15 protein-coding genes are annotated in these 14306 nt (G+C 68.9%); 10 read left to right on the top strand and 5 right to left on the bottom strand.

The genetic code is table 11. From position 1 onward, the window contains the following. Positions 1-35 precede the first annotated feature (35 nt). From HFGMBDPB_RS12745 to HFGMBDPB_RS12770, 6 genes are all read left to right on the top strand, one after another. Complete coding sequence (locus HFGMBDPB_RS12745; protein ID WP_026062356.1) at positions 36-1013, top strand: Bug family tripartite tricarboxylate transporter substrate binding protein; 978 nt, start codon at positions 36-38, stop codon at positions 1011-1013. 46 nt (positions 1014-1059) lie between these two features. After that, positions 1060-1971: a 5-dehydro-4-deoxyglucarate dehydratase gene (kdgD, locus tag HFGMBDPB_RS12750; protein ID WP_016448682.1), complete on the top strand. Its 912-nt coding sequence runs from the start codon at positions 1060-1062 to the stop codon at positions 1969-1971. Positions 1972-2029: 58 nt separating this feature from the next. Further along, complete coding sequence (locus HFGMBDPB_RS12755; RefSeq protein ID WP_212645520.1) at positions 2030-2989, top strand: Bug family tripartite tricarboxylate transporter substrate binding protein; 960 nt, start codon at positions 2030-2032, stop codon at positions 2987-2989. 105 nt (positions 2990-3094) lie between these two features. Further along, complete coding sequence (locus tag HFGMBDPB_RS12760; protein WP_016448684.1) at positions 3095-4084, top strand: 2-hydroxyacid dehydrogenase; 990 nt, start codon at positions 3095-3097, stop codon at positions 4082-4084. A 44-nt stretch (positions 4085-4128) separates the two neighbouring features. Beyond that, positions 4129-5466: an enolase C-terminal domain-like protein gene (locus tag HFGMBDPB_RS12765; protein WP_034366542.1), complete on the top strand. Its 1338-nt coding sequence runs from the start codon at positions 4129-4131 to the stop codon at positions 5464-5466. Positions 5467-5502: 36 nt separating this feature from the next. Then, a complete protein-coding gene (locus HFGMBDPB_RS12770; protein ID WP_017405270.1) occupies positions 5503-6951 on the top strand; it encodes an aldehyde dehydrogenase family protein in 1449 nt (482 codons plus the stop codon). A gap of 104 nt (positions 6952-7055) precedes the next feature. Here HFGMBDPB_RS12770 and HFGMBDPB_RS12775 read toward each other — a convergent pair whose 3' ends face one another. The 3 genes from HFGMBDPB_RS12775 to HFGMBDPB_RS12785 form a co-directional block, all read right to left on the bottom strand. Beyond that, positions 7056-7370: a hypothetical protein gene (locus HFGMBDPB_RS12775; protein WP_209670583.1), complete on the bottom strand. Its 315-nt coding sequence runs from the start codon at positions 7368-7370 to the stop codon at positions 7056-7058. An 894-nt stretch (positions 7371-8264) separates the two neighbouring features. Beyond that, entirely contained in the window at positions 8265-8957 is a 693-nt protein-coding gene (locus HFGMBDPB_RS12780; RefSeq protein WP_061287476.1) for an LrgB family protein, read from the bottom strand. Positions 8958-8962: 5 nt separating this feature from the next. Next, positions 8963-9436, bottom strand: a complete 474-nt coding sequence (locus HFGMBDPB_RS12785) for a CidA/LrgA family protein (protein ID WP_074921234.1) — start codon at positions 9434-9436, stop codon at positions 8963-8965. Positions 9437-9512: 76 nt separating this feature from the next. Between HFGMBDPB_RS12785 and HFGMBDPB_RS12790 the strand changes: the two genes are divergently transcribed. Next, positions 9513-10421, top strand: a complete 909-nt coding sequence (locus HFGMBDPB_RS12790; RefSeq protein WP_012202182.1) for a LysR family transcriptional regulator — start codon at positions 9513-9515, stop codon at positions 10419-10421. Positions 10422-10425: 4 nt separating this feature from the next. Further along, positions 10426-11061, top strand: a complete 636-nt coding sequence (locus tag HFGMBDPB_RS12795) for a pseudouridine synthase (RefSeq protein ID WP_012202181.1) — start codon at positions 10426-10428, stop codon at positions 11059-11061. Here HFGMBDPB_RS12795 and HFGMBDPB_RS12800 read toward each other — a convergent pair. Beyond that, entirely contained in the window at positions 11058-12098 is a 1041-nt protein-coding gene (locus HFGMBDPB_RS12800) for a hypothetical protein (protein ID WP_212645521.1), read from the bottom strand. The two genes, HFGMBDPB_RS12795 and HFGMBDPB_RS12800, sit on opposite strands and share 4 nt — an antisense overlap. Positions 12099-12100: 2 nt before the next feature. Then, a complete protein-coding gene (locus tag HFGMBDPB_RS12805) occupies positions 12101-12457 on the bottom strand; it encodes a zinc ribbon domain-containing protein YjdM (RefSeq protein WP_016452161.1) in 357 nt (118 codons plus the stop codon). 138 nt (positions 12458-12595) lie between these two features. Here HFGMBDPB_RS12805 and HFGMBDPB_RS12810 point away from each other — a divergent pair, with 138 nt between their 5' ends. Continuing rightward, positions 12596-13489 carry a LysR family transcriptional regulator gene (locus HFGMBDPB_RS12810; RefSeq protein ID WP_013800119.1) on the top strand — a complete coding sequence of 298 codons (894 nt, stop codon included), beginning with the start codon at positions 12596-12598 and terminating at the stop codon, positions 13487-13489. Positions 13490-13583: 94 nt separating this feature from the next. Beyond that, the gene (locus tag HFGMBDPB_RS12815) at positions 13584-14306 is read left to right on the top strand and encodes a DsbA family oxidoreductase (protein ID WP_016448694.1); all 723 of its coding nucleotides are present in this window, start codon (positions 13584-13586) and stop codon (positions 14304-14306) included.

Raw genomic sequence — 14306 nt, forward strand, 5'->3', positions numbered from 1 at the left:
CGACAACTGACAACACAAAACCCGGAGACAAGAGCATGACCCTGAGCCGAAAGCAATTCCTGCGCGCCGCTGGCGCCACCGCCCTCGTGGCCACCGGCGCCGGTGCGCTGGCCCAGAGCAACTGGCCCACGCGGCCGCTGCGCCTGGTGGTGCCCTACCCGCCGGGCGGCAGCTCGGACATCATTGCGCGCGCCATCGGCCCGCTGCTGTCGGCGGAACTCAAGCAGCCCGTGGTCATCGAGAACAAGCCTGGCGCCAACGGCAACCTGGGCGCCGACATGGTGGCCAAGGCCCAGCCCGACGGCCACACGCTGATGCTGTGCGACCTGGGTGCGCTGGCCATCTCGCCCTCGCTCTACACCAAGCTGTCCTTCGACCTGTCCCGGGACCTGCGCGGCACCGCCATGCTGGCCTACTCGCCCCACCTGCTGGTGGTCCACCCCTCGGTGCCGGCCAACAACCTGCAGGAGCTGGTGGCCCTGTCCAAGAAGGAAGACCTGAGCTTTGCCGTCACCGCCACGGGCAGCGCCCCGCACCTGGCCGGCGTGGAACTGGCGCGCGCCACGGGCGCCCGCTGGGAATACGTGCCCTACAAGGGCGGCGTGCAGTCCATACAGGACACGGTGGCCGGCCAGACCCAGGTGCTGATGAACGGCATGCTGGCCACCTATCCCCATGTGCAAAGCGGCAAGCTCAAGCTGCTGGGCCTGTCCAAGGGCACGCGCATGCCGCTGGCCGCCAACGTGCCCACCATCGCCGAGCAGGGCGTACCCGGCTTCGAGACCGGCACCTGGCAAGGCGTGGTCGTTCCGGCCAAGACGCCCGAGGCCGTGGTCCAGCGCCTGCATGAGGCCCTGATCACCGCCATCCGCTCGCCCGAGGTGCGCGCCCGCCTCACGGGCCAGGGCGCCGAGGTCGTGACCATGAACCCCGCCGAGACCGCGCGCTTCCTGGCCACCGAACGCCAGCGCTGGCAAAAAGTGGTTCAGACAGCCGGTTTGAAGCTCGACTGATTCCACCCCTTTTTCTTTCTTCCCCCCCCTTGTTCCCGAGAGCACCATGACCCCCCAAGACCTCAAAGACGTGATGAGTTCCGGCCTGCTGTCCTTCCCCGTGACGGACTTCGACAGCAACGGCAACTTCAATGCCAAGGGCTATGCGGCCCGCCTCGAATGGCTGGCCCCCTACGGCGCCAGCGCGCTGTTCGCGGCCGGCGGCACGGGCGAGTACTTCTCGCTGTACGGCGAGGAATACGGCCAGATTATCAAGACCGCCGTGGACACCTGCCGCGGCAAGGTGCCCATCATCGCGGGCGCCGGCGGCCCCACGCGCACGGCCATCGCACACGCCCAGGAGGCCGAGCGCCTGGGCGCCCACGGCGTCCTGCTGCTGCCCCACTACCTGACCGAAGCCGGCCAGGAAGGCCTGATCGCCCATGTGGAGCAGGTCTGCAAGAGCGTGAAGTTCGGCGTCATCGTCTACAACCGCGACCGCACCCGCTTCACGCCCGAATCGCTGGCCATCCTGGCCGAGCGCTGCCCCAACCTGGTGGGCTTCAAGGACGGCATGGGCAACATCGAGACCATGTCCTCCATCTTCATGACGATGGGCGACCGCTTCGCCTACCTGGGCGGCCTGCCCACGGCCGAGGTCTATGCGGCCGCCTACAAGGCCCTGGGCACGCCGGTGTACTCCTCGGCCGTCTTCAACTTCATCCCCAGGACGGCGATGGCGTTCTACGAAGCCGTGCGCACCGACGACATGGCCACGCAGCACAAGCTGCTCAAGGAATTCTTCATGCCCTACCTGAAGATCCGCAACCGCGTCGAAGGCTACGGCGTGAGCATCATCAAGGCCGGCGCCAAGCTGGTGGGCCACGACGCCGGCCCCGTGCGCGCCCCGCTGACGGACCTCAAGCCCTCCGAGCTGGAAGAGCTCAAGGCCCTGATCGACAAGCTCGGCCCCCAATAAGCCACAAGACCGGGCGCAGGGGCCAGTCCGGCCCTTGCGCCCCCCAGGAGACAAGAACATGAAAAAGATTCTGATCGCGCTGGGTGCCGCACTGGCCCTCACGGCGCAGGCGGCCGGCAGCTTTCCGGACAAGGCCGTCAACATCATCGTGCCCTTCCCGGCTGGCGGCTCCACCGACACCGTGGCCCGCGCCATGGCCCTGAGCATGGGCGAGCAGCTGGGCAAGCCCTTCGTGGTGGAAAACCGCCCCGGCGCCACGGGCACCATCGGCGCGGGCGCCGTCAAGCGCGCACCGGCCGATGGCTACACGCTGCTGGTGGCCTCGCTGGGCCCCTTCGTGGTCACGCCGCACCTGGTCAAGAACGTGCCCTATGACGCAGGCAAGGACTTCGACTACATCACCATCCCCGTGCAGGCGCCCAACGTGCTCGTGGCCAGCCCCGCGCAGAAGGCCCGCACCGTGGCCGAGGTCATCGCCGCGCTCAAGGCCAACCCCGGCAAGATCAGTTTCGCGAGCTCGGGCAACGGCTCCTCGGACCATCTGTCGGCCGAGCTGTTCTGGCAGCAAAGCGGCACCGAAGGCATGCACGTTCCCTACAAGGGCGGCGCCCCGGCCATCACCGACCTGATCGGCGGCCAGGTGGACTTCTCGTTCCAGAACGTCAACGCCGTGCTGCCCCATCTGCGCAGCGGCAAGCTGCATGCGATCGCCGTGACCGGCAGCCAGCGCTCGCCCGTGCTGCCCGATGTGCCCACGCTGGCCGAGGCCGGCGTCAAAGGCGCCGAGGTCTATTCCTGGCAAGGCCTGGCCGCACCCAAGGGCCTGCCCGCCGATGTGAAGGCCAAGCTGGCCAAGGCCGCCATCGCCTCCGTGCAGCAGCCCGACATCCGCAAGCGCTTCGTGGAGCAGGGCCTGGAGATCGTGGGCAACACGCCCGAGGAATTCACGCGCTACCAGGCCCAGGAATCGGAGCGCTGGAAGCAACTGATCCAGACCCGAAAAATCACCGCTGATTGAGCTGGAAACAACGGGCCGGCCCCCGGGCCGTTCCCGCTGGCCTGCGCACCGCAGGCCCTTTTCACTGGGGCTTCCAGCCCCTGCAAGTTCCAAGGATTCCAAGGCATGGCGACCTCCCGTCCACGCGTTCTCCAGTTCGGCAAGATGCCGCTGCCCCAGCTCGATGCCGAGCTGGCCCAGGCCTATGAGGTGACGCTGCTGTCCGAGCAGCCCGACCGCGAGCGCTTTCTCGCCGAGCACGGCGCGCAGTTCGAATACCTGGTCACCTCGGCCGCCATGGGCGTGCCCGCGAGCGTGGTGCAGGCCCTGCCCCAGCTGCGCTTCGTGAGCAGCTTCGGCGTGGGCTTTGACGCGCTGGACCGCGAGTCCCTGCTGCGCCAGGGAGCCCGCGTGGGCTACACGCCCGGCGTGCTCGACGACTGCGTGGCCGACATGGCCTTCGCACTGCTGCTGGACGCCGCGCGTGGCCTGAGCGAGTCCGACCGCTTCGTGCGCCGGGGCGACTGGAGCCAGGGCCGCTTCGGCATCCGCACGCGTGCCAGCGGCAAGCGCCTGGGCATCTTCGGCATGGGCCGCATCGGCTCCACCGTGGCGCGCCGCGCGGCCGGCTTCGACATGGAGGTGGCCTATCACAACCGCCGCCCGGTCGAGGGATCGCCCCACCTCTACCAGCCCTCGCTGCTGGAGCTGGCGCGCTGGGCCGACTTCCTCGTCATCACGGCCGCAGGCGGCGACGGCACGCAGCACCTGGTCAACGCCGAGGTGCTGGACGCTCTGGGCCCGCAGGGCTTTCTGGTCAACGTGGCACGCGGCAGCGTGGTCGACGAGGCCGCACTGGTCCAGGCCCTGCAGCAGGGCCGCATCGCAGGCGCGGGCCTGGATGTGTTCGAGGACGAGCCACGCCCCCATGCCGAGCTGCTGTCGCAGGACAACGTGGTGCTTGCGCCCCACATCGCCAGCGGCACGCATGAAACCCGCCGCGCCATGGCCGACCTCGTGCTGCGCAACCTGGCGCAGTTCATCGCCACGGGCCGGCCCGAGGCCGAAGTGCCCTGGTCGGCCGCGCAGCAGCCGGCCACCGCCGCCACCGCATAGCCCTTTTTTTCCCAGAGACCGATCCAACGATCCAAGAGCACGCCATGTCCTCCACCCCGACCATCACCGAGATCGAAGTCATTCCCGTCGCCGGCCGCGACGGCATGCTCATGAACCTCAGCGGCGCGCATGCGCCCTACTTCACGCGCAACATCGTGCTCGTGCACGACAGCGCGGGCCACACCGGTGTGGGCGAGGTGCCTGGCGGCGAAGGCATACGCCAGGCGCTGGAGGACAGCAAGGCGCTGCTCATCGGCCAATCCGTGGGCAACCACCTGAAGCTGCTGCAGAACCTGCAGCAGGCCCTGGCCGGCCGCGACACGGGCGGGCGCGGCCTGCAGACCTTCGATCTGCGCATTGCCGTGCATGCCGTCACCGCCGTGGAGTCGGCCCTGCTGGACCTGCTGGGCCAGCACCTGGGCGTGCCCGTGGCGGCCCTGCTGGGCGAAGGCCAGCAGCGCGACCGCGTGGAGATGCTGGGCTACCTGTTCTTCACCGGCCCCACCGACAAGACCGACCTGCCCTACGTCCAGCCCGGCGAAGACAAAAGCGGCACCGACGACTGGACGCAGGTGCGCCACATGACCGCCATGGACCCGGCCGCCATCGTGCGCCAGGCAGAGGCGGCGCACGCGCGCTACGGCTTCAACGACTTCAAGCTCAAGGGCGGCGTGCTGGCCGGCGAGCAGGAGGTGGAGGCCGTCACCGCGCTGGCCAGGCGCTTCCCGCAGGCGCGCGTCACGCTGGACCCCAACGGCGGCTGGCTGCTCAAGGACGCCATCCGCCTCATGCGCGACATGCACGGCGTGCTCGCCTATGCCGAAGATCCCTGCGGCGCCGAGAACGGCTTCTCGGGCCGCGAAGTCATGGCCGAATTCCGCCGCGCCACCGGTCTGCCCACGGCCACCAACATGATCGCCACCGACTGGCGCCAGATGGTGCATGCGCTGTCGCTGCAGTCCGTGGACATCCCCCTGGCCGACCCGCATTTCTGGACCATGGCGGGCTCCGTGCGCGTGGGCCAGACCTGCCGCGACTGGGGTCTGACCTGGGGCTCGCACTCCAACAACCACTTCGACATCTCGCTGGCCATGTTCACCCACGTGGCCGCCGCCGTGCCCGGCAAGGTCACGGCCATCGACACGCACTGGATCTGGCAGGACGGCCAGTACCTCACCCAGAACCCGCTGCAGATCAAGGGCGGCTTCGTCGAAGTGCCCAAGACCCCGGGCCTGGGCGTCACCGTGGACCGCGCCGCGCTGCAGCGCGCCAACGCCCTGTACCTGGAGCACGGCCTGGGAGCGCGCAATGACGCCATGGCCATGCAGTACCTGATTCCCGGCTGGACCTTCGACAACAAGCGCCCCTGCATGGTCCGCTGACCCCTTCCTTCCGTTACCCCTTTCCCGGAGCACCTCATGTCCCGCTACGACAACCTCATCAACGGCCAATGGAAGGCCGCCGACGGCTACAGCGCCAACACCAACCCCAGCGACCTGTCCGATGTGATCGGCGAGTACGCCCAGGGCAATGCCGCCGATGTGGAAGCCGCCATCGCCGCGGCGGCCGCGGCCTTTCCCGCCTGGAGCACCTCGGGCATCCAGGCCCGCCACGACGCCCTGGACAGGATCGGCAACGAAATCCTGGCCCGCAAGGAAGAGCTGGGCGACCTGCTGGCGCGCGAGGAAGGCAAGACCCGCCCCGAAGCCATTGGCGAAGTCGGCCGCGCAGGCCAGATCTTCAAGTTCTTCGCGGGTGAATGCCTGCGCCTGGCCGGCGAAACCCTGCCCTCCGTGCGCCCCGGCATCGGCGTGGAAATCACGCGCGAGCCCGTCGGCGTGGTGGGCCTGATCACGCCGTGGAACTTCCCCATCGCCATTCCCGCCTGGAAGATCGCCCCGGCCCTGGCCTTCGGCAACTGCGTGGTCCTGAAGCCCGCCGACCTGGTGCCCGGCAGCGCCTGGGCGCTGGCCGACATCATTCACCGCTCGGGCATTCCGGCCGGTGTCTTCAACCTCGTCATGGGCCCGGGCCGTGTCATCGGTGATGCCCTGGTGCGCCATAGCGACGTGGCCGCCATCAGCTTCACCGGCTCCGTGGGCGTGGGCCGCGGCATTGCCCGCGCCTGCGTGGAAAGCGGCAAGAAGGTGCAGCTGGAGATGGGCGGCAAGAACCCGCAGATCGTGCTGGACGACGCCGACCTCACCCAGGCCGTGGAGCTGTCCGCGCAAAGCGGCTTCTACTCCACGGGCCAGCGCTGCACGGCATCGAGCCGCCTCATCGTCACCGACAGGATCTACCCCGCCTTCATCGAGGCCCTGCAGGCCCGCATGGCCAGGATCAAGGTGGGCGACGCCCGCGCCGCAGGCACCGACATGGGCCCCGTGGTCAGCCAGGCCCAGCTGGAGCAGGACCTGAGCTACGTGGAAATCGCCAAGGCCGAAGGCGCCGTGCTGGCTGCCGGCGGCGCAGCCGCCGCCTGCCACACCGGCAGCGGCAACAAGGGCTACTACATGGCGCCCACCCTGTTCGTGGACACCCAGGCCGCCATGCGCATCAACCGCGAGGAAGTCTTCGGCCCCGTGGCCAGCGTCATCCGCGTCAAGGACTACGAGGAAGCCCTGGCCGTGGCCAACGACACGCCCTTCGGCCTGGCCGCAGGCATTGCCACCACCAGCCTCAAGCACGCCACCCACTTCAAGCGCCACAGCCAGGCCGGCATGGTCATGGTCAACCTGCCCACGGCCGGCGTGGACTACCACGTGCCCTTCGGCGGCCGCAAAGGCAGCAGCTACGGCCCGCGCGAACAGGGCCGCTATGCGCAGGAGTTCTATACGACGGTGAAGACCGCCTACACGCTGGCCTGAACAGCATTCGGCTGACGAGAAAAAAGCACCTTTCGAGGTGCTTTTTCATTGGGCGGATTCCGGGAGTCAGCAGCCCGGGGCGCCCTGGCAAGCGGACCAGCGAATCAGCGCTGAAACGCCGCCGCAGCAGCCGCTATCCGCCGCAGATACGCCGGGTCTTCCTGCAGGCAATGCACGTGGTTGACCTCGTCCTCCACCAGCTCCTCCATCCGCTGCGCAGCCCCGCAAATGGCCTGCAGCGCATTGGCCACCACCTCCAGATTGCGGTAGCCCTCGGGCCGCTCCAGCCAGGCCAGCGCCAGCTGGCCCAGCGAGTACACCTCGCTGCTGCCTTGCAGCGTCAGCCGGCCGATTTCGGTCACGGCATGGCTCAACTGCTGCGGTGTGGGCTGGGTGGGGATTGTGGATGCGGTATTCATGGAGCGACCTCTCTCATGGCAGGCACGCCTGGACGGCGCGCACACTGGATGGAGAAGGCCGAGGGAAAAACGGCGTACATGGTTTCGTGCTCCTTGCTGAGATCGAACCCACCGACCCGTGTTCTTACGCACAGACAGGTGGACGGGATGTTAAGAACACAGAGCAAGCCGTGCGGACGCCCTTGCGGGTAGCCCCATCCCGCCCAAAACCGCATGGACGAGCGGGCGCTATGCCCACTCTTTCCGAGTGATCAGACGTGACAAGGCCTCGCTAACGGGGAGGCAGCGCCGCTTACTCTAAAGGTGTTCTTACGCACCAGCCCCTGAACAGGGGGCCGCCGCAATGATAGAGGCATTCAGGAACGCAAGCGCCCCGAAGCCCCAGGCCGAGCGCAGCGAAGGCCCGCACCCACTCCCCGTATGTCCGCGCCTGCGCCGTGGTGGTTGCGGGGTTGCAGTCCTGCCGCAGGACAGGACTGCTTCGTCATCTGACTCGCTGCGGTTGTCTGAGCGGAGTTCACGCAGTGAACGCAGCGAGTTCCGCAGCGAACCCCGCAACCGCCACGGCGCAGGTTGCCCCGCAGCGCAGCGAAGGGGTCGCGGACATCCGGGTCGCCTTCTTTGATCTGACCTTTCTTGGCGAATCAAGAAAGGGCAGTCGGCTGCCGGGCCGAGACCCGGCCTCGAAAAACAACCACCCGGCAGGGGCAAAAAATGCACCTAAGCCAAAAGCAAACAAGGTGGGCGGGAGTCAAGACCATGTGCAAGGCATGCGGACGCCCTCACGGGTAGCCCCATCCCGCCCCAAACCCAAAGACAGCCAGGCCCCCAAAAGCCCCAGCCATCAAACCCTGGACAAGGATGGCAGCTCCCGCATCAATTCAGAAAATCACTTCAGAAAAACAGCACCCTCACCCAAGGCGCCACCACCACATTCAACGCCCCCGCAATCATCATCACCAACGAAGCAACCACCGCCTGCACATCCCCAAACTGCCGCGCCTTCGCCACCCCGCTGCCATGCGCGGCACCGCCCAGAATGGCGCCCGCAGCCAGCTTGCTGCGCACGTGCGGCAGCAGCCGCAGGATGGTCTCGCCCATGAGCATGCCGCTGACGCCCGTGAGCAGCACGAACAGCGCGGCCAGGTCGGTGGGCCCGCCCAGCACGCGCTCGGCCTCGATGGCGAAGGGGGTGGTCACCGAGCGCACGGCCAGGCCCTTTTGCAGGTCCACGGGCAGTCCGAAGGCCTGTGCGAACCAGATGGTGGTGGCAATGGACACGCCACTGGCCACGAGCACGCCGGTGGCGATCGACATCCAGTGCTTGCGCAGCAGGTGGCGGTTTTCGTGCAGGGGCAGCGCAAAGGCCACCGTGGTGGGGCCCAGCAGCCAAACCAGCCAGTGAGTCTGGGCGATGTACTGCGGGTAGCGCACATGGGTCAGCAGCGCCAGCGCGATCAGCACCATGGGCGTGGCGACGATGGGCATGAGCAGCGGATGCGGATGGCGGCGGTACACGCGCTTGTTGGCCGCATAGCAGGCCAGCGTGGCCAGCAGCGACAGCAGGCCTATCGTCTGGTCGGACATGGCGTTCATTCCTGCTCCCTGTGCAGCCCGGCGCGCGTGGAGCGGCGCCGGGCCAGCCACAGCTCCAGCCGGTAGACGCGGTCCACGGCCAGCGCCGTGGCGGCCATCACGCAGGCCGTGCTGGCCACGATGACGCCCAGGATGCGCAGGCCCTGGTGCTGAATCAGGTCGGTGTATTCGGTGACGACCAGCATGGCGGGCACGAAGAACAGCAGCATCTCGGCCAGCAGCCAGTTGGTGCCGCCCTGCAGCCAGCGCGCCTTGACCAGCCCGCTGAACAGGCCCGTGGCCAGCAGCGCGAAGCCGATCAGCCCGGCCGGCATGCCCCAGCCGAAATGGGCGCGCACGGCCTCCATGGCCACCCACAGCGCACTGAGCAGCCCCACCTGCAGCACGCCGCGCAGCAGCGGCCAGCAGCGGTGCAGCAGGCCCTGAAACACCTGCGGCCGCAGGACGGGCGTGGCGGAAATCTTTGACATGAGGCAATCCTAGGGTTTGCACTCAGATTCGTAAAATGAATAATCTCCATTTTTCCCATGCACAAAAGGAATCCTCATGGACCTGCGCGCGCTGCGCTACTTTGTCGAGGTGGTGCGCTGCAACAGCTTCACGCGTGCGGCCGAGGCGCTGCATGTGACCCAGCCCACCATCAGCAAGATGGTGCGGGCGCTGGAGGAGGAGCTGGGCGGCCCGCTGCTGCTGCGCGAGGGGCGCGGTGTGCAACTGACCGACGCAGGCCAGGTGGTCCATGCGCGCGGCCTGCAGGTGCTGGAGCAGTCACGCCAGCTGCTGCAGGAGGTGGCCGAGGTGGACGGCATTGCGCGCGGCAGCCTGAGCGTGGGCATCATGCCCACGGCCGGGCACTACATGGCGCCCGTGATCGCGCGCTTTCAGCAACTGCATCCGGGCGTGGAACTGCATGTGCAGGAGCAGGGCGCACGCGCCCAGCGCCAGCTGCTGCTGGACGGCAAGCTGGACATGGCGCTGGGCCTGCACGGCGCGGGCGAGGCGGGTGGTGACCTGGCCGGAGAGGGCCTGGAGTACTGCACCATCGCCCACCAGAAGACACGCGTGGCCTTTGCCGCGCACGAGGTGCCCGACCCGGACGCACCCGTGCACTGGAGCGAGCTGGCCCGGCGGCCCTTTGTGTTCTACACCTCGGACTTCGCCCTGCACCAGGCCGTGCTGGAACATTGCGCGGCGGCAGGCTTCAGCCCACAGGTGCGGCTGCAGACGCGCTACTGGGACTTCATCGGCGACCTGGTGGCAGAAGGCGTGGGCGTGGCCGTGATGTTCGAGCACGTGATCGCGCGGTTCGACCCCCGGCGCGTGTCCAGCCGCCCGCTGGTGGGGCCTGAACTGCACTGGGACGTGGTGCAGCTGTGGCGCAGCGGCTATCTGTCACGCGCGGCGAGGGCCTGGCTGGAGTGCGTGCGTGCGGTCTATCCCGACGACAATCGCTGAGTCCATGCAACCCAGAAAACGCCCTCCCTCGCGCTCCTTTGCGGGCCCATCCCGGCGCCTGCAGACCGCCTTCGCCGACCGGCCCGACACCGGCCCCTCACGCCTGCTGTGCTTCAACAAGCCCTACGGCGTACTCAGCCAGTTCACCCCCGAGGGCCGCTGGCGTGGCCTCAAGGAATACATCGACGTGCCGGGCGTGCATGCGGCAGGCCGGCTCGACGCCGACAGCGAGGGATTGCTGCTGCTGACCAATGACGGCCCGCTGCAGGCGCGCATCGCCGATCCGCGCTTCAAGATGGAGAAGACCTACTGGGTACAGGTCGAGGGCCTGCCCGACGAGGCCGCGCTGCAGGCCCTGCGCCAGGGCGTGCAGCTCAACGACGGCATGACGCTGCCCGCGCAGGCGCGCCGGCTGGAGCCGCCGCCCGTGCTGTGGCAGCGCGACCCGCCCATCCGGGTGCGCCAGAACATTCCCGACTGCTGGATCGAGCTGGTCATCCGCGAAGGCCGCAACCGCCAGGTGCGCCGCATGACGGCGGCCATTGGCCACCCCACGCTGCGGCTGGTGCGCGCGGCCATCGGGCCCTACACGCTGGACGGCCTGGAGCCCGGCCAGTGGAAGGATGTGGAGCCCGCCTAGGGTTCCGGATTGTCGGTAGGTGCCACAGCCTGCCAGCGCTGCAGGCCGAGCCATGGATGAAAGCGCCGCGCCTCGCCCACTTCCACGCGCTCCACGCTGCCGGCCAGCAGCGGCCACAGGCGCTGCAATTGCGCCGAGCGCTGCTGCGTGCAGCGCCGCGCGCGGGCCAGCAGCTCGCTGCCCTGGCCCAGCAGGCGCGACAGCTCGCGCAGGCGCGGCGGCGGCAGGCATTGGGCGCTGGCCAGCATCAGCCAGGACGGTGCCTGGCCCGCCTGGGCGGGGCCGCTGGCGGCGAACTGCTCCAGCAAAGCGACATGGGCGCTGAGCAGGGGCGCGGGCGGTTTCTCGGCCAGCATGACCTCCAGCAGAGTGCCCTCGATGCGCCAGCGGGCGGGCACCACGGCATGCTCGACCGAGTTGCCGAAGCGCGTGGACTGGCGATGGCTGACGGCACGGCTGCCCTGCTCCAGCAAGGGCTGCAGCAGTTCGGCCAGGGCCTGCTCGCGCTGCGCCGTGGGCGCTTCGGCCAGCGTGATGCGCAGCGGCACGGCCTCGTAGCCGCGCAGCTGGTCGCGCCAGGCCATCCAGCCCGCCGTGTCGGGGCCGCCCAGCAGCAGGGCGAGGAAGGCGCCCAGGCCGGCCAGGACCGAGCCGGTCCACCAGGACACCGGCACAGGCTGCCGCCCGGCGATCAGCCAACCCGTCAACCAGACCAGCGTCCCCGCGCAGGTGGCCGCCAGCAGGCCCATGCCGAAGGCGAGGAAGGGCGCGCCATCGAGCCGGTCGGGCAGCAGCACCAGCATGGCCACGCAGGCCGCGCCGGCGCACAGCGCAACGGCCCACCAGCCCGCCACGGGCAGGGTGCGCGCGGTGCGGCCCGTGAGACCCGTGAGACCCGTGAGACCCGTACGGCCGGCCAGTGCCAGCAGCAGCAGGGCCACCACCGCGCCAGCGGTCAGCGCAATGAACAGGGGCGCAAACACCCACAGCGCCAGCAGCCCGAGGACCGCCGATACCGCAAGCGACAGCGCCAGCATGCTCAGGCCTTCTTGAGGAACTCCGACTTGAGCAGCATGGAGCCCAGTTCGGTCTTGCAGTCCACGTTGTGGCCGTCGGCGCCATCGACCAGGCGGATGCCCTTGATCTTGCTGCCCTTCTTGAGCACGGTGGACGAGCCCTTGACCTTGAGGTCCTTGACCAGGATCACGGCATCGCCGTCGGCCAGCGCATTGCCGTTGGCGTCGCGCACGATGCCGTCGCCAGCGGCGGCTTCGCCGGCCTCTTCTTCGGCCTGCATGGGCCATTCGAAGGCGCAGTCGGGGCAGATGTAGCTGGCGGCGTCGGGATAGGTGTTTTCAAGGCCGCACTGGGGGCAGGCGGGAGTGGTCTGGGGCATGGGATGGACAGATTCGATGAAGACAAAGAGGCGCGGCGGGCGCGCCGTACCTGGCGATTGTCGCCCCTGCCCCCGCAGGCATGCCCCGGCAAACCCGAGCGGCCTGCTACGCTGCGCGCCACTCTTTGCTTTTTCCCCATGGATACGCTGACCCCCTTGCGCGCCTTCCGGCGCATCGTAGAACTGGGCTCCATCGCCAAGGCGGCCGACGCGCTGGACCTGTCCTCGGCCGCGCTGAGCAAGCAGCTGCGCGCGCTCGAAGCCCATCTGGGCGCCGTGCTGCTGCAGCGCACCACGCGCCGCATGAGCCTGACCGACACGGGCCAGGCCTACTACGCCGAGTGCTGCCGCCTGCTCGATGAATTCGATGCGCTGGAGCAGTCGGTGCGCGCGCAGTCGCAGCAGGTGGCCGGCCGGCTGCGCGTGAATGCGCCGCTGTCGTTTGCGCTGAGCACGCTGTCGCCGCTGCTGGCGCGCTTCATGCAGCGCCATCCGCAGCTGCAGATCGACCTGTCCATGGAAGACCGGCTGGTGGACGCGGTGGGCCAGGGCTTCGATGTGTCCATCCGCCTGAGCGCGGAGCTGGCGGACTCCTCGCTGATCGCGCGGCGCCTGGCCTCGCTGTCGCAGATGCTGTGCGCGGCCCCGTCCTATCTGCAGGCGCATGGCCGCCCGGCCAGTGCCGCCGCGCTGCGCGGCCATGCGCTGCTGAACTACAGCCTGGCGCATGCGCCCCGCGAAGCGGGCGAGAGCCCCCAGGCGCCGTCCGAGGCGCGCGCCAACGTCAACAACAGCCTGATGCTGCGCGACCTGCTGGTGGCGGGCCTGGGCATTGGCGCCCTGCCCTCGTTCCTGGCGCGGCCGGCGATTGCGGCAGGCCAGCTGGTCGCACTGGACCTTGCGGACCAGGCCGCGCAGGCCCGCCATGTCTACGCGGTCTATCCCACGCAGCGCCACCTGCTGCCCAAGGTGCGCGCCTTCGTGGACTTCCTGGCCGAGGAGCTGCCCGCCGCCATGGGCGAGGATTGTTGACGCCGCGTTAAGAGTTCCTCAAGCGCGCGCCCCTTTTTCGCGCCGGGCCTGCGGCCTACGCTTGCCGTCCATCACAGCCATGAAGGACACAAGCATGACGCAATGCAATGATTTTTCCTGCGCCCTGCCCGCGCAGGATGCGGCGGCCGCCTCGCCGCAGCAGGCCCTGCAGGCGGCGCCCGCAGCGGCGCCTGCGGTCGCCCCCGCCATCGACTTCTTCCATGACGTGGTCTGCGGCTGGTGCTACGTGATGTCGCCACGCCTGCGCCAGGTGGCGCGCGAGCTGGGCCTGCGCGTGCGCCACCGCAGCTTCGTGCTGCAGGCCTCGCGCGCCGAGATGGTGGCGGCCTTCGGCTCCATGGAGCGCGCCAAGCAGGTCATCCTGGAGCACTGGCAGGCCTGCGCGCAGCATGACGACGAGGACCGCATCGACATCGAGGGCATGCGCCGCGAGGCCTTCGAGTACCCCAGCGGCATGGCAGGCGCACTGGCCTGCCAGGCGGCCCAGATCCTGGGCGGCGATGACGCGCACTGGGATCTGTTCGACGCCATCCAGCACGCCCACATGAGCGAGCACCGCAACATCGGCGACGCCGAAGTGCTGCTGGACATCGCCACGCGCACGGGCTTCGAGCGCAACGCCTTCGCAGGCTGCATGGAAGGCGCCCAGGCGCTGGAGCAGGTGCGCCAGGACCGCGCTCTGGCGCAGCGCATGGGCCTGCGCTCCATTCCCACGCTGATCGCGCCGGGCCTGCCGCCGCTGCAGACCCAGTCGCTGGCTGCGCTGCGCGAACGGCTGCACTTCCTGGCGGCCTGA

The organism is Delftia sp. PE138 (assembly GCF_018320755.1).
GTDB classification, from domain to species: domain Bacteria; phylum Pseudomonadota; class Gammaproteobacteria; order Burkholderiales; family Burkholderiaceae_C; genus Comamonas; species Comamonas tsuruhatensis.